This is a genomic window from Streptomyces sp. Je 1-369 (genome assembly GCF_026810505.1).
Lineage (GTDB): Bacteria > Actinomycetota > Actinomycetes > Streptomycetales > Streptomycetaceae > Streptomyces.
Genome location: NZ_CP101750.1, coordinates 4,045,970 through 4,062,591, shown reverse-complemented (window position 1 = coordinate 4,062,591; position 16,622 = coordinate 4,045,970). Strand labels below are relative to the sequence as shown.

The window sequence follows — 16,622 nt, the reverse complement described above, 5'->3', positions numbered from 1 at the left end:
GGAAATCCCCGTGCGGTCGTACAGGCCCGTCGGTAGTGTCCCGGACGTGATCGATATTCGCATTCCGGACGAGCTGGTCGAGTCGCAGCACCTGTACGCGGGAGAGCCGGGGCGTGCCTTCATCGCCGCGCTCCCCGCGCGCGTACGGGAGTTCGTGGAGCGCTGGGACCTGACCGTCGACGGCGACCCGATGCACGGCATGGCGGCGCTCGTGCTGCCCGTGGTGCGCGCGGACGGTACGCCCGCCGCGGTCAAGTTCCAGCTCCTGGACGAGGAGACCGAGGGCGAGCCGGTCGCGCTGCGCGTGTGGGACGGCGACGGGGCGGTGCGCCTCCTCGACCACGACGCCGCCACCGGCACGATGCTGCTCGAACGGCTCGACTCCGGGCGGATGTTGTCCACGATGGCCGACACCCGCAAGGCCGTCCTCGTCCTCGCCGAACTCCTCGCCCGGCTCACCGCGACGCCCGCCCCCGAAGGCATGCGCGGGCTCGGCGACATCGCCGCCGAGATGGTCGACGGCCTGCCGAAGGCGCTGAAGGCGATCGCGGACCCCGGCGAGCGTGCCCTCGTCGAGCGGTGCGGGGGCGCGGTGCGCGAGGTCATGGGGGAGCCCGGCGACCGGATGCTGCACTGGGACCTGCACTTCGAGAACGTCCTGGCGAGCGACCGCGAACCGTGGCTCGCCATCGACCCGAAGCCGCTCGCGGGCGACCCCGGCTTCGACCTCTGGCCCGCCCTCGACAACAAGTTCGACGCGGACGACGTGCTGTGGCGGTTCGACGCGATGACGGAGGTCCTTGCCCTCGACCGTGAGAGGGCGCGGGCCTGGACGCTCGGGCGGGTCCTGCAGAACGCGTTGTGGGAGGCCGAGGACGGGCGGCCGATGGTGGCCGACGACATGGAGATCGCGCGGCGGTTGCTGGGCCGGTAACCGCTCGGCAGGCGAGACGGCGTTGACTCGGCGCGGGGCGCGTGGCTTGCTGCCCCCATGATTCGTACCGCCACGCCCGCAGATGTCCCCGTCATCCACGCCCTGGTCCGTGACCTCGCCACGTACGAGAAGGTGCCCGACGAGGCGAAGGCCACCGAGGAGCAACTGCGCGAGGCGCTCTTCGGGGAGCGTCCCGCCGCCTTCGCGCACATCGCCGAGGACGACGCGTCCGGCGACGTGGTCGGGTTCGCGCTGTGGTTCCTCAACTTCTCGACGTGGCGCGGTGTGCACGGCATCTACCTGGAGGACCTGTACGTACGTCCCGAGGCGCGCGGCGGCGGGCACGGCAGGGCGCTCCTCACCGAGCTCGCGCGGATCTGCGTGGAGCGCGGCTACGAGCGCCTCGAATGGTCCGTACTCGACTGGAACGAGCCGTCGATCGACTTCTACCGGTCGCTGGGGGCGCTGCCCCAGGACGAGTGGACCGTGTACCGGCTGACCGACGGCGCGCTGGACGCGCTCGGCCGTTCATAGAGCGCGCCGGGCCGCGGCCAGGACACCGCGGAACCGGTCAGAACTCGTCCACCGTGTGCGGCAGCAGCGGCGTGCGCAGGGCCGCGTCCAGCGCCGCCGCCGTGCCCGGGGTGTGCTCCGTGGCGAGGCCCGCGCGGACCAGGGCGTCCGTCGTCGTGCCGCCCAGGTAGCAGGCCGCCAGGTCGCGCACGTCGAGGGTGAGGTCCGCGGGGTCCCCCGTCCTCTCGTACGTACAGCCCTCGGCGGACGCCGTCAGGCGGTGGCGGCCCTCGTTGGCCGGGAGGCGGTCGTCGCGTACGTCGAGGACCACGTCCACCGGGGCCGCCCAGGAGCGGGCCTCCAGTGCTCCGCGCACGTCGACGAGGCGGACCCAGAGCGCCGGGAACTCGCCGGTCACGCGCACCTGGTCGCGGTCGGCGGAGAAGAGGTGCAGCGGGTCGTCGACGGGCCGTCCCCACGCGCGGATGAGGCCCGTCAGGTCGATCGACGCGAGGTAGCGCCAGAGGGCGGCCGCGGCGGCGGGTGTGTCCGCCTCCAGCTCGTCCAGGCGGACGAGACCGGGGGCGTCGTCGCGGGTCCTGGTGCGGTAGATCGCGTAACCGGCGACAGTGTCGTCAGTGGCGCCGAGGACGACCACCCGGGGTGGTGACAGCTCGTCGTCCTCCTCGTCCTCCTCCACCAGCCACTCCTCGCGCCACCACGCCTCACCGCGGGCGATGCGGCCTGCGCGGTCGGCGCGTGTGCGGTCGTAGTACTCCCCGAGCACGCCGTACGCCTCGGAGGGGGCGATCAGGCGCAGCGGGCGGTCGTCCGGGGTGATGCGCAGGGCGAGCGGGCGCCGGGAGTCGATCTCCACGGTGTGGCCGTGGGTGGCGGGGCCGAAGCCGAACCTTCCGTAGATCGCGTCCTCCGACGCCCACAGGGCCGCGATCGGCGCGCCGTCCGCCGACGCCCGCGCGAACAGCTCCGCGAGCATGCCGGAGAGCACGCCGCGCCGCCGGTGCGTCGGTGCCACGGAGACGAACGTCAGGCAGGGGCAGGGCAGCTCGCCGCCCGGCACGGACACGGTGAAGGGGAACGCCGCGACGAGTCCGACGAGTTCGTCTCCCTCGTACGCCCCGACGCGGGTGCAGCCGCGCAGCAGGTCGTGGTGGTGTTTGCGCTTCTCGTCCTCCGGGTTCTCGTGGAAGACGAGGTAGGAGAGGGAGAGCGCGCGGTCGATCCCGGCCTCGGGGATGTCGCGGAACTGGACGGATTCCATGCCCATATAACGGACGGTAGTTCCCGCATGCCGCGCGGGCACCCGGGTTTTCGCCGTCAGGCGGGGCGGGCCGTCGGGGTCAGGGGACGAGGACGACCTTGCCCATCGTGGCGCGGGACTCCAGGGCGCGGTGTGCGGCGGCGGCCTCCGCGAGGGGGAAGCGCTGCACGGCCGGAGTGAAGTGGCCCAGCGACGCGGCGGTGAGGGCGGCGAGCTCCAGCGTGCGGACCGGGTTGTCGCCGTCCGCCTTCCGCATCATCGCCGGGCCGAGCACGTTGAGCTGCGTGATGCCGCGCGCGGCGAGCTCCTCCTCGGTGAACTCGAGATCCTCGCCGTCGTCGTCGGCCTGTGGCCCCTTGCCCGACCAGCCGAAGACGATGTGCGTGCCGCCGGGGCCGAGCAGGTCCACCGCGTGCCGTCCCGCGTCGCCGCCCACGCCGTCGAAGACGACGGTGGCCGCGCGGCCGTCGAGCTGCTCCGCGAGGTACGTGCGGACCTCGTCGGGCCACTTCGGGTCGGTGTAGTCCACGGCGAGGTCGGCGCCGTTCGCGCGGACGCGGGCCGTCTTCTCCGGGCCGCCCGCCAGGCCGATCACGGTGGCGCCGCGGTGCTTGGCGTACTTCGTGAGGAGCGTGCCGATGCCGCCCGCGGCGGCGGGGACCACGGCCACGGAGTCGGGCGTCAGCGTGGCGAACCGCAGGATGCCCATCGTCGTACGTCCCGTGCCGATCAGGGCGACCGCCTCCGCGGAGTCGAGGTCGTCCGGGACCTCGTGCAGGCGGGACGCCTCGGTGACGACGCGCTCGGCGTAGCCCCCGGGGGCGAAGCCGATGTGGGCGACGACGCGCTTGCCCAGCCAGTGCGCGGGGACGTCGTCGCCGAGCTCGTCGACGATGCCCGCGATCTCCCGGCCCGGGATGGTGGGCAGGGCCGGGAGTTCGGGGAGCGGGCCCTGTATGCCCTCGCGGATCGCGGTATCGAGGAGGTGCACGCCGGCCGCCGCCACGGTGATGCGGACCTGGCCCTTCGCCGGTTCGGGGTCCGGCGTCTCTTCGAGGACGAGGTTCTCGGCGGGGCCGAAGGCGTGGAGGCGGATGGCGCGCATGAGGTGCTCCTTGAGGGGGTGTCGATGTACGACCCGGAGTGTCGACGTACCCCCACCCTTCAACCTGAAGTGGACTTGAGGTCAAGCGTCGACCTGGTCAGTGCCAGCGACACCGCCTCCACCGCGCTGTTGAACGACACCTCGGACAGCAGCCCCGGCGCCGCGACCTGATCGCCCACTACGTAGACGCCGTTTCCGCGGTCGATCGCGGGACGGTCCCTCCAGGTCGTGCCCGGGCGGTCCAGCGCGCCCGTACGGCCGTTCGCGACCGAGGCGCGGCGCCACGTGACACGTTCGCGCCAGCCCGGGAAGCCGAGGTCGAGCAGGTGCTCCGCGTGGGCCACGCCGTCGGCCTTGGTCTCGTCGGGGGAGAGGGGGATCTGGGCCTGTACGAGCTGCTCACCGGCGGGTGCGAGCGTACGGTCCTGGGCGGTGAAACGCTCCACCCAGCCCGTCCTGTCCAGGTCGGAGACGACGAACAGGTCACCCCTTCGGGAACGGAACGCCACGTCGACGAGTGTCGTGCGGCCGCTCTCCCAGCGCAGGGACGCGTCGCCGAGGAGCCGCCGGGCCGCGTCGAGGGACGTCGCGACGATGACTGGCCCGTCCTGGGGGAGGGCGTCGAGCGTGTCCACCCGGTCCAGCGTCTCCGTGCGTACGCCCATGTTCCAGGCCAGCGCGGCCATGCGGTCGACGACGGAACCCCAGCCGCCGCGCGGGTAGTGCGCCTGCGGGGGCAGCTTGGTGGTGCGGCGCAGCCTTTCGTGCACGAAGCGGGCGGAGAGCGAGCCGGGGTCGTGGTGGTAGGTGGCGACGGCTACGTAGTGCGCGGCGGCGCGTGCGCCCTCCTCGCCGACCTCCTCCGTGGCCCACGACATGAAGTCACGGTCGACCGGGGCCTGTTCCGTCTTGCGGTGCAGCAGTTTGAGCATCGCGAGGGGCGGGGTGCGGCGCAGTGCGCCCCCGTGGAGCAGGCGCAGGCGGGCGCCTTCGAGGGGTGGGAGAGGGGCGAGCGGGCCGATGAGGTCGCGCTGCTTGAGCCAGGTCCACAGGGGGCCGCCGTTGTAGAGGGCGTGGGGGCCCTCGTTCGTCTTGTACGTGCCTTCGGAGGTGCGGGCGCGGCCGCCGAGGGTGTGGTGGGCCTCGCGGAGGGTGACGCGGGCGCCCGCCTCGGCGGCGCTGATGGCCGCGGTGAGACCGGCGAGGCCGCCGCCGATGACGGTGAGCTTGAGGCTTGGCGTGGTGGGGGGCTTGGACGTGGGCATGGAGGTGGGCTCCCTCGGGCCGGGTGCTTGGACTTCACCTCTTGGACGGACGGGGGCCGCCGGAATGTGACATCGGGTCGGGGAACGGGTTCTCGGGTGGTCGGCGGGCGTTGTCAGTGGCGGGGTGCACGATGGGGGGATGGCGCAGAGGACGAAACCGGTGCGGGTGGTCGAGGCGGTACGACGGGCCGCGGTGCGGTTGCCTCCGCTGCGGCCGTACGACGGAGGGGAGTTGCGGCCCGACGGGGACTACGACGGGGTGGAGTTCCGGGACCTGGACCTGGGCGGGCAGGACGGTGGTGGGGCCCTGTTCATGGACTGCGCGGTGACGGGGTGCGCGGTCGACGAGACGCGGCTGGTCAGGGCGCGGTTCGTGGACTCCGTGCTGACGGAGCCGCGCGGGGTGGGGACCGATCTCGCCGAGGCGTCGCTGCGGGACGTCGAGGTCGTCGACGCGCGGCTCGGGGGCGTGCAGTTGCACGGGGGCGTGCTGGAGCGGGTCGTGGTGCGCGGCGGGAAGATCGACTACGTGAACCTGCGGAAGGCGCGGCTGCGGGACGTCGTGTTCGAGGGGTGCGTGCTGGTGGAGCCGGACTTCGGGCAGGCGTCGCTCGAGCGGGTGGAGTTCCGGGACTGTGTGGTGCGGGGGGCCGATTTCACGGGGGTGCGGATGAAGGACGTCGACCTGCGGGACGCGGCGGAGCTGGACATCGCGCGGGGCATCGAGCGTCTCGCCGGTGCGGTGATCAGCCCGTCCCAGCTGATGGAACTGGCTCCGGCGTTCGCGGCGCAGGTGGGGGTGCGGGTGGCGGGGCCTGGGGAGTAGCCCCAGCTTTCTTGGCCCTTACCGGGTCCGGGGGAAGCGGGACAGGAGGGACCAGATCGCGGGGTTGTCCGCGAGGGAGTCGTGGAGGTCCGTCAGGTCGGCGACCAGGTCGTGCAGGAAGTCGCGCGCCTCGCGGCGGAGCTCGGTGTGGGAGAACGTCAGCGGCGCCTCGTCCGGGTCCATCCAGTCCGCCTCGATGTCCACCCAGCCGAAACGGCGGGCGAACAGCATGCGGTCCGTCGACTCCGTGAAGTCGAGCTCCGCGTACTGGGGGCGGGAGGCGCGGCTGCCCATCGGATCCTTGTCGAGCGTCTCGACGATGTCGCACAGCGCCCACGCGAAGTCCAGCACGGGAACCCATCCCCAGGCTGTGGACAACTCCCGGTCGGCCTTGGTGTCCGCCAGATACACGTCTCCGCAGAACAGGTCGTGCCGCAGCGCGTGGACGTCCGCGCGGCCGTAGTCCAGCTGGGCGGGGTCGGGGAAGCGGCGGGAGAGGGCGTAGCCGATGTCGAGCACGGGTCGATGGTGTCATGGCCCGGGCGTGTGGGTCGGCGTCATGCGGCTGACCTGCAGAAACGATGCCGCTCATGCGTTCGAGTGAACGGTTTGCGGTTCCGTGGGGGCTGGGAGGCCTAGGCTGACAGTGTCGCGTTGAGCGAAGGAGGTTCCGTCATGGCAGCACTGCCACTTCCGGAGTACGAGCCCTGTCAGGAGTTCGACCGCCGGTCTCTGGTGAGTCTGGTCCAGGACCGGGTGCCTGCCATGCCGGTGGAGGAAGCCTTCGTCTGGTTCAACGCGGTTGCCCCCAAGGGGTGGCGCGTGGAGTTGATCGAAGGGGAGATCCACGTGACGCCTCCACCCAATGGGGAGCATGAGGAATTCGTCGCCGAGATGAGCCATCAGGTGGCCGTTCGGCGGCCGGGGAAGGAACTGCGTTCCTATACGGGCATCGGCCTGTACCTGCCAGGTGCCTCTTTGTCCGGTCAAGTCGAGCCCGACCTGGTGATTGCCCCGAAGGGCAGCTTCGCCAACGATGACAAGTACCACGACCCCGCCGCCGTCCTCCTCGTGGCGGAAGTGACCTCCCGGTCCACCGGCGACAACGACCGTCACAAGAAGATCCTCGGTTACGCCCGCGCGGGCATCCCCGTCTACCTGCTCATCGACCGCGAGGCGGGGAACGCCGTGCTGTACACGGAGCCCGCGGGCGAGGAGTACGAGCACCAGGAGATCTTCAAGCTCTCCAAGGTCGTTCCCCTTCCGGAGCCTCTCGGCTTCGAGCTCGACACCAGCGAGTTCTGAACCGCCTTACGACGGCCTCACGGCAGCAGGCGTTGTTCCTTGGCCACTGAGACCGCTCCCGCCCTCGTGTCCACGCCCAGCTTGTCGTAGATGCGGCCCAGGTGGGTTTTGACCGTGGCCTCGCTGATGAACAGGGCTCGGGCGATGTCGCGGTTGCCGAGGCCCTGGGAGAGCTGGCCGAGGATGTCGCGTTCGCGGTCGGTGAGCGTGGGCCGGGGGGCGCGCATGCGGGCCATGACGCGGGTGGCGACCGGGGGTGAGAGCGCGGTGCGGCCCTGGGACGCGGCCTGGATCGCGGAGAAGAGTTCCTCGGGGCGCTCCGCCTTGAGCAGGTAGCCCGTCGCGCCCGCCTCGATGGCGCGGGTGATGTCCGCGTCCGTGTCGTAGGTCGTCAGGACCAGGACGTGCGGGGTCGGGGCCGGGGCCGACGTGATGCGGCGGGTGGCTTCCACGCCGTCGATGCCCTCGCCCAGTTGCAGGTCCATCAGGACCACGTCCGGCGTCAGTTTCGCGGCCAGCGCCACCGCTTCCTCGCCCGTGCCCGCCTCGCCGACCACCTCGATGTCCGGTGCGCTGCCGAGCAGGGCGAGCAGGCCCGCGCGTACGACGACGTGGTCGTCGCAGACCAGCAGGCGGACGGGGGCGGGGATGGGGGCGGGCGCGGTGTCGGTCACTGGGCCTCCAGCGGGGTCAGCGGGATCAGTGGGGTCAGCGGGATCGATACGGAGAGGACCGCGCCCTCGCCGGGCGCCGACTCGATCGTCAGTGTGCCGCCGAGCTGGCGGGCCCGCGCGCGGATCGCGGGCAGGCCGTGTCCGCGTACGCCCGTACCCGTACCCGTACCCGTGCCCGCTGCGGTCGGCGGCGTGAAACCGCGGCCGTCGTCCGCCACGTCCAGGACCACCTGGTCGTCGAGGAACGTGAGGGTCAGCGCCGCCGTCGTCGCGTCCGCGTGCTCGCGTACGTTCGCCAGGGCGCCCTGCGCGATGCGCAGCAGCGCCGAGCTGACCCGGTCGGGCAGCGGCGGCGGGGTGCCCTCCGCGTGGAAGCGGACGGTGAGTCCCGCCCCCGACTCGCGCTCCGACTCGCGCTCCGACTCGCGCTCCGCGAGGGCCCGCAGCGCCTGGGCCACGTCGCCGCCGTCCGCGAGGTCCGCGGGAGCCAGGTCCTGCACGAAGCGGCGGGCCTCCGCGAGACCGTGCTCCGTGATCGACTCCGCGGTGCGGACGTGCGTGCGCGCCTTCGCCGGGTCCGTGTCCCAGACGCGGTCGGCGGCCTGCAGCAGCATCTGCTGACTGGACAGGCCCTGCGCGAGGGTGTCGTGGATCTCCATGGACAGGCGCTGTCGCTCGGCGAGGGTGCCCTCGCGGCGCTCCGTGGCGGCCAGTTCGCGGCGCGTACGGATCAAGTCGTCGATCAGTTCGCGCTGGCGGGCGGCCTGGCGCTGCATGTACAGGAAGACGGCCGCCGCGACGGCCGCCCACGCGGGCGGCGCGAACAGCAGTATCGGGTCGAAGGCGCCCGCGAGTTGCAGCTGTGCGACGACCACGAAGGCGGTCAGGACGGCCACCAGGAAGAGGGCTGCGCGCGGCGGCAGCGTACGGAGCCCGGTGTAGAAGAGCGGCACCGCGCACCACGCGAAGCTCGGCGCGAGTATGACGATCACGACCCAGACGGCCACGACGAGGCTCAGCCAGATCAGGCGGCGCGGCGCGGTGGGGCGGGCGCCGACGGTGGGGCCGAGCACGTAGAGGAGGGCGAGGGAGACCGCGAGCGCGATGATCCACGGGGTGCGGGGCTCACCGGGGTGCCGCATCAGGAAGCGTGCCAGCGACGACCCGAGGAGCAGGAAGAACGCGGTGTGCATGACGGCCGCGAGCCAGCGGGCGTCGGGGTCCGGCGTGCGGGGGTCGAGCCCTGGTGCGCGGGGGTCGAGGCCCGGTGTGCGGGGGTCGAGGCCCGGTGTGCGCTGTCCCATGGCGGGGCCTCCTTCTCGTACTGCCATCCTGAACTGGGCAAACACCCCCATTGTGGCCCGCCGGGGCCCCGCAGGGGTCAGCCGATCGGTTGACCCTGGTGTCGGCCGAGTCGCGCGCGGCAGCGAGCCGGTACGTGGAGGGGTGGGGCGTGGATGCGAGCTGAGGATGGATGGCAGAGGGAAGCACCTCCCCTCGAACCCCACTTCCACGGACCACCACCCCAGGAGCCCCCGATGCAGAAGCTCTCCCGCCGCACCCGCGTCCTCACCGTCGCCGCCACCGCCGCCGTCCTCGGCGCCGGTACCTTCGGTGCCGTCTCCGCCACCGCAGGCACCCCCGACGCCGCCTCGAAGGCCGCCGTCACCGCCGACGCGGGCAACAAGAACCTGACGCAGTCCACGCACCTCACCGTCGCCGCCGCCACCAAGGCCGCGCAGGCCACCCTCGACGCGGCGAAGAAGGAGAACCAGCGCGTCTCCGTCGCCGTCGTCGACCGCAACGGCAACACCATCGTCGAGCTGCGCGGCGACGGCGCGGGCCCGCAGTCCCCCGAGTCCGCCGTGAAGAAGGCGTACACCGCCGTGTCCTGGAACGCGCCCACCTCCGAGCTGACCAAGCGCCTGGAGCAGGCCCCGAACCTGAAGGACATCCCCGGCACCCTGTTCCTCGCGGGCGGCGCGCCGGTCACCGCCAAGGGCGCGCCCGTCGCGGGCATCGGTGTCGCGGGCGCCCCGAGCGGCGACCTGGACGAGAAGTTCGCGAAGGCGGGCGTGGCGGCGCTCAACCGCTGAGCCGCACGCAACCGCTGAGCGCGCGCGACCGCTGACCATCTTCCTGCGCAGGCTGTTCCCGGTCCCCGCGCCCGTCCGCGCGGGGGCCCGCACGACGAGGAGATCCGCCATGAACACCACCGCTGCCGACCGGCGGCTGCTCGACGCCGCCCGGGCCGGGAACGCCGCCGAAGTGACCGCCGCCCTCGACGAGGGCGCCCGCGTCGAGGCACGCGACACCGAGCTGCGCAGCCCGCTGCTGCTCGCCGCCACCGGCGACCACGTGGAGGCGGCCCGCGTACTTGTCGCCGCCGGTGCCGACGTCAACGCGCAGGACCACCGTTCCGACAGTCCGTGGCTGGTCACCGGCGTGACGGGCAGCGTCGCCATGTTGCGCGTACTGCTGCCCGCGGGACCTGACCTGAAGCTGCGCAACCGCTTCGGCGGGATCTCCGTGATCCCCGCGTCGGAGCGCGGGCATGTCGCGTACGTACGGGAAGTGCTGCGTGTCACCGACACCGACGTCGACCACGTCAACGACCTCGGCTGGACGGCCCTCCTCGAAGCCGTGATCCTCGGCGACGGCGGCCGCGCGCACCAGGAGATAGTCGAGCTGCTCCTCGCCGCGGGCGCGACGCCGGACCTCGCGGACCGGGACGGCGTCACCCCGCTCGCGCATGCCGAGCGGCGCGGTTTCGACCGCATCGCGGCGCTGCTGCGGAACGTGTCATGAAGGCGCCCGCGGCAGCCCGGCGGCGGGCGCTCGCCGCCACGACGGCCGTACTGGCACGCGGCCCGCACGAGGACGTCGCCGAGTCCGCGGACGGCCGTACCGCGTAGGTCGCCGTGTCCGCGGACTGCCGTACCGCGTACGTCGCCGTGTCCGCGGCCGGCCGCACCGCGTACGTCACGGGCGGCTTCACCCGCGACGGCTATGGGAACGGCATCTCGGTCGTCGACGCGGAGGACGGCTCGGTGCGCCGACTCCCGGCCGGGGAGCGACCGTTGGGCGTCGCGGTGCTCTGACCTGACTCCGCCGCGACACCGGGCGGCGGCCATACCGCCCCGCCCCGAACATTTGCCGCATAAGATCACCGGCGTGCAACTGCGATCCACGGCCGCCCGAGCCGCCACCGCCACCTGTGCCCTCACCCTGCTCGCGACCGTCGCCGGCTGCAGCGGCGCGGGTGTCGACGGCACGCCGGGCGCCGACGGCCTGCGCGACCCGTACTTCCCCAAGCTGGGCAACGGCGGCTACGACGTGGCGCACTACGGCCTGACCCTCGGCTACGACCCCGACTCCCGGCACCTCACCGGGACCGCGGAGATCACCGCCCGCGCCACCAAGAACCTCAGCTCCTTCGACCTGGACCTCAAGGGCCTGGACGTCTCCGGCATCACCGTCGAGGGCAAGGCCGCCCGCTTCCAGCGCGCGGGCCACGAGCTGCGGGTCCGCCCGGCCGACGAGCTCGACCGGGGCGAGACGTTCCGCGCGGTCGTCCGCTACTCCGGCACTCCGGAGACCATCACCGACGACGACGGCGCCGAAGAGGGCTGGCTCAAGACGGACGACGGCGCGCTCGCGCTCGGCGAACCGGCCGGGTCGATGGCGTGGTTCCCCGGCAATCATCACCCGAGCGACAAGGCCTCGTACGACATACAGGTCACCGTTCCCAAGGGCCTGAAGGCCGTCTCCAACGGCGAGTTGACGCGCGAGTCGACGAAGAACGGCCGCACCACGTTCGCCTGGCACAGCGCCGAACCCATGGCGAGCTACCTGGCGACCGTGGCCATCGGCGAGTACGAGATGCAGACGTCGACGACGGAGGACGGGCTGCCCGTCATCACGGCCGTCGACCCCTCGCAGGCGAAGGCGAGCAAGAAGGTCCTTGCGAAGATCCCGGACGTCATCGAGTGGTCCGAGTACAACTTCGGCCCCTACCCCTTCTCCTCCGCCGGAGCGATCGTCGACCGCGAGGACGACGCGGGCTACGCGCTTGAGACCCAGAACCGCCCCGTCTTCCCGGGTGCCCCCGACACCGACCTCCTCGTCCACGAGCTGGCCCACCAGTGGTTCGGCAACTCCGTCACGCCCAAGTCGTGGCGCGACATGTGGCTCAACGAGGGCTTCGCGACGTACGCGACGTGGCTGTACGACGAGGACCACGACGGGGACAGCGCCCAGAAGACCTTCGACGCGCTCTACAAGGGCGACTACTACGAGGACAAGGCGGACAACGAAGCGATCTGGGCGTTCCCGCCCGCCAGGCCCACGGACGCCGCGAGCATCTCCGACCCGCCCGTCTACGAACGGGCCGCCATGGTCATCCACAAGATCCGTCAGGCCGTCGGCGACGACACGTTCTACGACATCGTGCAGGGCTGGACGAAGACGTACCGGCACAAGAACGCGGACACCAAGGACTTCACGGAGTACGTCGAGCAGAACGCGGGCGGCGACGACGCGCGCGACGAGGTCAGCAAGATCTGGGGCGACTGGCTGTACGGGGACGGAAAGCCGGACCGCCCCTGACCCGTGTGTCACCGGGCCGCCCCCGGCCCGTGTGTCAGAGGGGCTTGCGCAGGACCGCGCACGGGCGGTGCAGGGCGCGGTCCTCGCGGTGCCCGATGACGAGGTAGCCGAGCGCGGTCCAGAAGCGGAGCGCCTTCGGGTTGTTCTCCAGGACGGCGAGGCGTACGGCGTCGCGTCCCGCCGCCCGGAACCGCTCCTCGACGAGCGCCGTCACCTCCCGCCCCACGCCCGTGCGGTGCAGGTCCGCGTCGACCAGGAGCAGCCCGATCCACGGGTCGGGGTCGGTGGGGTCCGGGTGGTGGGCGAGCGTGAGGACGACGCCGACGAGACGGCCCCGCGAGCGCGCGAGCAGCACCTCGGCGTCCGGGTGCGCGAGCTCGTCCGCGAGGGCCTTGGCGACCCGCTCGACGCGGATGTCGTCGGGGTCGGGGAAGTCGCCGCTGAGCGCGAAGAACGCGCGGTTCGACGCGTAGAGCCCGGTCACCTCGGTGAGGAGGTGGCCGGGCAGCGCGCCGTCGACGGCGACGAGCGGTTCGAGGATCATGCGGGGCAGGTTAAGGCTTGGTGGCTGCGGGGCCCGCGAGGTCCGTGAGCGCCGCGCGTTGCTTGCGCAGGGCGCGCCATTCACTGAAGGCGCCCCAGGCCGCGCAGCCGAACGCGCCCACGAAGCAGGCGACCCAGCCGGACGAGCGTTCCTGCGGGTCGAGCAGTTTGTCGACGGTGAGGACGCCGAAGAACACGGCGGAGGTGAGGGCGCCGTAGAACTTCTGGCGTGTGATGCGCTGCTGTCTGCGCGGGCCTTCGGAGAGGCGCAGGGCGTAGATCGCGACGTCACCGAAGAGGTGCTCGGCGCGCCCGTAGGCGTCGTGCTTTTCGGTTGCCGCGAGATGCTGCCGCACCTCCTCCACGTGGGCGCGGGCCTCGGCGGCCTTCATGCCGTGCCGCCCGCGCAGCAGCCCGTCCAGGCGCGCCAGCCACTGCTCGTCGTCCAGGCCACCGACCGGCCGGGACGGCGTGAACCAGCCGTTGATCCTCTCCTCGGGCAGCAGGAACGCGGCGACGGCCAGCGGGATGCCGAGCAGCATGAGGACCGGCGCGGGCACGCGGAACAGCCGCTCGTCGGAGAGCGTGTTGGCGAGGGCGATGGTGGCGGCGAGGGCGACGGCCGCTCCCGCCAGGAACCACCACATGCCCCGGAACAGCCCGGCGGCACGGGCGACGAAGGCGACGCACCCCGCGCTGACTGCGACGCCGATCCCCGTGAGCCCCGCGACCGAGGACCAGTTCACCCCGACCCACAGCCCGTCCTGGATCCAGACGAGACCGAAGACGGCGAACACGAGGAACCCCATGGAGCCGAGCGCGGCGCCGAGCCGCTCGGCGGGCCGCAGCCCACGCGTGTCGATCCCGGCCCGGTACGTCTCGCTGACCCGTTCGGCGGCGACGCCACGGGCGTACGAGGTCGGGTCCCCGAACACCTCACGGGCGGGCTGCCCGGCCTCCTCGACGAGCTGACGTGCCTCGGCGAGCACCTCATCGGCGAACCCGACCGGCACCTCCTCGTCGAAGGCGAGCCGCACCTGGACGGTGTCGGCCCAGTCCTCGTCCTCCTTGCGCGCCCAACTGATCTCAGCTGCGGGTGTCTTGCTCATGTGCTTCCCCCTCGGCCGGCAGGAGCGAGGCGACGGTACGGGAGAAGTTCCCCCAAGCGGCCTGGTCACGCCGCAGTCTCGCCCGCCCCTCCTCGGTGATCCGGTAGTACTTCCGCCCTGGTCCGCCGTCGCCCGCCCCCCACTCGACCTCGACGGCGCCTTCCTCTTCGAGGCGCGTGAGGGCGGGATAGAGGGTCGCGGGCTTCACCCCGTCGAGCCCCGCGTCGCCGAGCCGACTGAGCAGGGCGTACCCGTAGCTCTTCGGCTCGCCGTCGAGGATGCCGAGCAGGCAGAGGGGGAGCGCGGCGCGGGTCCAGGCGGTGGGTGGGGCGTCGGCCACGGGTTCCTCTCTTCGGCGGATGGTTCGTGTCTTCGGTTTCGCGAACTATTCCAGTATCCAGAATAGTCGCCCATCTGTACAACCCTGTCCCGTCACCGTCACCGCTGCCATCTCACCGAAGCTCGAACCAGACGTTCTTGCCCTCACCGCCCTCACCGTGAGGCCGAGCCGCAGGCGCTACGCCCCAGTCGTCGGCAAGGGCCTGCACGAGCAGCAACCCACGCCCGTGCTCGCTGTCCCGCGAAACGTCGAGCGCGGCGAGGGGTTCGGTGGCCGCGTGATCGTCGTACACGGCGACGCGCACGCCGTCGCGCAGGACCACGGTCTCCAGGTCGATGGTCAGTGAGCCTGTGTGCGTCACGGCGTTGGTCACGATCTCGGAGACGAGGGTGCGGGCGGTGTCGGTGAGGTCGGGCCGGTGGCCGTTGGCGGTGAGGAGCATCGCGACGGTGTCGCGGCAGATCTTGGGGGAGAGGGGGGTGTTGGGGGTGGTGAGACGGTAGGTCTGCGACGTTCTGCTCGGCTGGTCATCCATCAGGTCAACTCCCTTTGCGGGAAAGGCTGGTGTGCGGCGAGCCACCGTGGCTTGGTCGCCCGGGGCGGCGACTGCTCTGCGGGTTCACTGGCGGGCCGTGCGGTTGACCTCGAAAGTAGGGACAACCTTGCCCAGGGGCAAGGTTGTCGCTTCGGGTTCACCCGAGTGAGTGGACCGGCTCATCGCGACACGGCAGACTCGGACCCGAAGGGAAAGTGACGATGCCGCTGAGAGAAAACCCCACCGCTCGACAGGTCAGACTGGGCGCCGAACTCCGGAAGTTGAGGGAACTGGCAGGCAGGACGGCACGTGAAGCCGCAGGTCTGCTATCCACCGACCAGGCGAAGATCAGCCACATGGAGTCGGGCCGCATCGGGATCAGCGAGGAGCGGATCCGGCGCCTCGCGGCGTTCTACTCGTGCGACGACGTGAAGCTGGTCGATGCGCTTTGCGTCATCGCGGGGGAGTCGCGCGGGCAGGGTTGGTGGGACGAGTACAGGGGTGTGCTGGCACCGGGGTTCCTGAACATCGCGGAGTTGGAGCATCACGCGACGTGTCTGCGCAGCGTTCAGACGCTGAATGTGCCCGGTGTTCTCCAGACCGAGGAGTACGTGCGAGCGCTGCACGGCAGCCGCGCTTCCACGCTGCCCGCTGCGGAAGTCGACGTACGCGTGGAGTACCGGCTGAGGCGCCGGAGGATCTTCGAGCGGGACGTGCCGCCACCATTCGAAGCGATCGTGCACGAGGCGGCGTTGCGTATGCGCTTCGGCGGCCGAAAGGTCGCCAAGGGGCAGCTGAAGTACTTGCTGGAGGCTTCGGACTGGCCGTCGGTGACGGTCCGGGTCATCCCGTTCACCAACGAGCACTTCATCGAGGTGACCAGCCCTCTGCTGTACGCGGGAGGCGTCGTGCCGCAGTTGGATACCGTGCAGATGGACAGTCCCGTGGGCGGTCTCTTCATCGGTGCCGCCGCTGAACTAAAGAGGTACAGAAGGCTTCTGGACTTGGCCGAGCAGTCCTCGTTGTCCGAGGTGGAGTCCCGCCATCTCATCCGCCGCATCGTGCGAGAGCTATGAGAGGTCGAGAAATGCCTGGCACGCAGTGGCAGAAGTCGTCCTTCTCAGGCGTGGAGGGTCCGAACTGTGTCGAACTGGCCAGCGTCGAAGGGCACCTCCTCCTCCGCGAGAGCGACGACCCGGACACGGTGATAGCCACCACGCCCGCGCGCCTGAACGCCTTGGTCCGCTGGCAGAAGTCCCAGCGCCGAAGTCCAAAGGTTCGGGAGCCTGCTCGACACCGCTGAACGTGTCTCACTGAGCGTGCAGGAGTCCTGGCAACTCATCCACCGGATTGCGAGAGAGCTATGAGGTCCCCTTCTATGCCGAGGCAATGGCAGAAGTCGTCCTTCTCGGGTATCGACGCCGAGAACTGCGTCGAGCTCGCCCGAGACGAGGAGCACCTCCTCCTCCGCGAGAGCGACGACCCGGACACGGTGATAGCCACCACGCCCGCGCGCCTGAACGCCTTGGTCCGCTGGCAGAAGTCCCGCTGACTCGACGGCAGGTGCTGAGTCACGTCAGGAG

At 71.4% G+C, this 16,622-nt stretch carries 21 protein-coding genes; 11 read left to right on the top strand and 10 right to left on the bottom strand.

Annotated elements, in window-relative coordinates; genetic code table 11:
• The first annotated feature begins 46 nt into the window (after positions 1–46).
• On the top strand, positions 47–934 hold the full coding sequence (locus NOO62_RS18420; protein ID WP_268771980.1) for an aminoglycoside phosphotransferase family protein: 888 nt from the start codon (positions 47–49) through the stop codon (positions 932–934).
• A 57-nt stretch (positions 935–991) separates the two neighbouring features.
• Positions 992–1,468, top strand: coding sequence for a GNAT family N-acetyltransferase (locus NOO62_RS18415; protein WP_268771979.1), 477 nt, complete (start codon positions 992–994; stop codon positions 1,466–1,468).
• Positions 1,469–1,505: 37 nt separating this feature from the next.
• Here the strand turns inward: NOO62_RS18415 and NOO62_RS18410 are convergent, their stop codons facing one another.
• The 3 genes from NOO62_RS18410 to NOO62_RS18400 form a co-directional block, all read right to left on the bottom strand.
• The gene (locus tag NOO62_RS18410) at positions 1,506–2,729 is read right to left on the bottom strand and encodes a GNAT family N-acetyltransferase (protein WP_268775685.1); all 1,224 of its coding nucleotides are present in this window, start codon (positions 2,727–2,729) and stop codon (positions 1,506–1,508) included.
• Positions 2,730–2,808: 79 nt separating this feature from the next.
• Positions 2,809–3,834 carry a zinc-binding dehydrogenase gene (locus NOO62_RS18405; protein ID WP_268771978.1) on the bottom strand — a complete coding sequence of 342 codons (1,026 nt, stop codon included), beginning with the start codon at positions 3,832–3,834 and terminating at the stop codon, positions 2,809–2,811.
• Between the two features lie 59 nt (positions 3,835–3,893).
• Positions 3,894–5,099, bottom strand: coding sequence for an NAD(P)-binding protein (locus NOO62_RS18400; protein WP_268771977.1), 1,206 nt, complete (start codon positions 5,097–5,099; stop codon positions 3,894–3,896).
• Positions 5,100–5,238: 139 nt separating this feature from the next.
• On the opposite strand from NOO62_RS18400, the gene NOO62_RS18395 reads away from it, so the two are divergent.
• On the top strand, positions 5,239–5,925 hold the full coding sequence (locus NOO62_RS18395; RefSeq protein WP_268771976.1) for a pentapeptide repeat-containing protein: 687 nt from the start codon (positions 5,239–5,241) through the stop codon (positions 5,923–5,925).
• A gap of 18 nt (positions 5,926–5,943) precedes the next feature.
• Here NOO62_RS18395 and NOO62_RS18390 read toward each other — a convergent pair whose 3' ends face one another.
• On the bottom strand, positions 5,944–6,444 hold the full coding sequence (locus NOO62_RS18390) for a hypothetical protein (protein ID WP_268771975.1): 501 nt from the start codon (positions 6,442–6,444) through the stop codon (positions 5,944–5,946).
• A gap of 156 nt (positions 6,445–6,600) precedes the next feature.
• Between NOO62_RS18390 and NOO62_RS18385 the strand changes: the two genes are divergently transcribed.
• Positions 6,601–7,230 (top strand): Uma2 family endonuclease, encoded by a 630-nt coding sequence (locus NOO62_RS18385; protein ID WP_398973496.1) that lies wholly within the window; start codon positions 6,601–6,603, stop codon positions 7,228–7,230.
• 17 nt (positions 7,231–7,247) lie between these two features.
• Here NOO62_RS18385 and NOO62_RS18380 read toward each other — a convergent pair whose 3' ends face one another.
• Both NOO62_RS18380 and NOO62_RS18375 read right to left on the bottom strand, forming a co-directional pair.
• On the bottom strand, positions 7,248–7,904 hold the full coding sequence (locus tag NOO62_RS18380) for a response regulator (RefSeq protein ID WP_268771974.1): 657 nt from the start codon (positions 7,902–7,904) through the stop codon (positions 7,248–7,250).
• Entirely contained in the window at positions 7,901–9,208 is a 1,308-nt protein-coding gene (locus NOO62_RS18375; protein ID WP_414930850.1) for a sensor histidine kinase, read from the bottom strand. Before NOO62_RS18375 ends, NOO62_RS18380 begins: the two co-directional genes overlap by 4 nt.
• A gap of 234 nt (positions 9,209–9,442) precedes the next feature.
• Here NOO62_RS18375 and NOO62_RS18370 point away from each other — a divergent pair, with 234 nt between their 5' ends.
• From NOO62_RS18370 to NOO62_RS18355, 4 genes are all read left to right on the top strand, one after another.
• Positions 9,443–10,000 (top strand): GlcG/HbpS family heme-binding protein, encoded by a 558-nt coding sequence (locus NOO62_RS18370; protein ID WP_150184792.1) that lies wholly within the window; start codon positions 9,443–9,445, stop codon positions 9,998–10,000.
• A gap of 109 nt (positions 10,001–10,109) precedes the next feature.
• Positions 10,110–10,712 carry an ankyrin repeat domain-containing protein gene (locus NOO62_RS18365; protein ID WP_268771973.1) on the top strand — a complete coding sequence of 201 codons (603 nt, stop codon included), beginning with the start codon at positions 10,110–10,112 and terminating at the stop codon, positions 10,710–10,712.
• Positions 10,713–10,825: 113 nt separating this feature from the next.
• Positions 10,826–11,005 carry a hypothetical protein gene (locus NOO62_RS18360; RefSeq protein ID WP_268775981.1) on the top strand — a complete coding sequence of 60 codons (180 nt, stop codon included), beginning with the start codon at positions 10,826–10,828 and terminating at the stop codon, positions 11,003–11,005.
• Positions 11,006–11,078: 73 nt separating this feature from the next.
• Positions 11,079–12,512 carry a M1 family metallopeptidase gene (locus NOO62_RS18355; protein WP_414930849.1) on the top strand — a complete coding sequence of 478 codons (1,434 nt, stop codon included), beginning with the start codon at positions 11,079–11,081 and terminating at the stop codon, positions 12,510–12,512.
• 34 nt (positions 12,513–12,546) lie between these two features.
• Here NOO62_RS18355 and NOO62_RS18350 read toward each other — a convergent pair whose 3' ends face one another.
• The 4 genes from NOO62_RS18350 to NOO62_RS18335 form a co-directional block, all read right to left on the bottom strand.
• Positions 12,547–13,056, bottom strand: a complete 510-nt coding sequence (locus NOO62_RS18350; RefSeq protein ID WP_268771972.1) for a GNAT family N-acetyltransferase — start codon at positions 13,054–13,056, stop codon at positions 12,547–12,549.
• A gap of 10 nt (positions 13,057–13,066) precedes the next feature.
• On the bottom strand, positions 13,067–14,164 hold the full coding sequence (locus NOO62_RS18345) for a hypothetical protein (RefSeq protein WP_268771971.1): 1,098 nt from the start codon (positions 14,162–14,164) through the stop codon (positions 13,067–13,069).
• The gene (locus NOO62_RS18340; protein ID WP_268771970.1) at positions 14,142–14,504 is read right to left on the bottom strand and encodes a PadR family transcriptional regulator; all 363 of its coding nucleotides are present in this window, start codon (positions 14,502–14,504) and stop codon (positions 14,142–14,144) included. The genes NOO62_RS18345 and NOO62_RS18340 overlap by 23 nt, the downstream gene beginning before the upstream one ends.
• 112 nt (positions 14,505–14,616) lie before the next feature.
• Positions 14,617–15,039 (bottom strand): ATP-binding protein, encoded by a 423-nt coding sequence (locus NOO62_RS18335; RefSeq protein WP_268771969.1) that lies wholly within the window; start codon positions 15,037–15,039, stop codon positions 14,617–14,619.
• A 221-nt stretch (positions 15,040–15,260) separates the two neighbouring features.
• Between NOO62_RS18335 and NOO62_RS18330 the strand changes: the two genes are divergently transcribed.
• The 3 genes from NOO62_RS18330 to NOO62_RS18320 all read left to right on the top strand — a co-directional run bounded on the left by NOO62_RS18330 (position 15,261) and on the right by NOO62_RS18320 (position 16,591).
• Positions 15,261–16,115: a helix-turn-helix domain-containing protein gene (locus tag NOO62_RS18330; protein ID WP_268775681.1), complete on the top strand. Its 855-nt coding sequence runs from the start codon at positions 15,261–15,263 to the stop codon at positions 16,113–16,115.
• Positions 16,112–16,342 carry a DUF397 domain-containing protein gene (locus NOO62_RS18325; protein WP_321170581.1) on the top strand — a complete coding sequence of 77 codons (231 nt, stop codon included), beginning with the start codon at positions 16,112–16,114 and terminating at the stop codon, positions 16,340–16,342. Before NOO62_RS18330 ends, NOO62_RS18325 begins: the two co-directional genes overlap by 4 nt.
• Positions 16,343–16,417: 75 nt before the next feature.
• Entirely contained in the window at positions 16,418–16,591 is a 174-nt protein-coding gene (locus NOO62_RS18320; protein WP_268771967.1) for a DUF397 domain-containing protein, read from the top strand.
• The last annotated feature ends 31 nt before the right edge of the window (positions 16,592–16,622 follow it).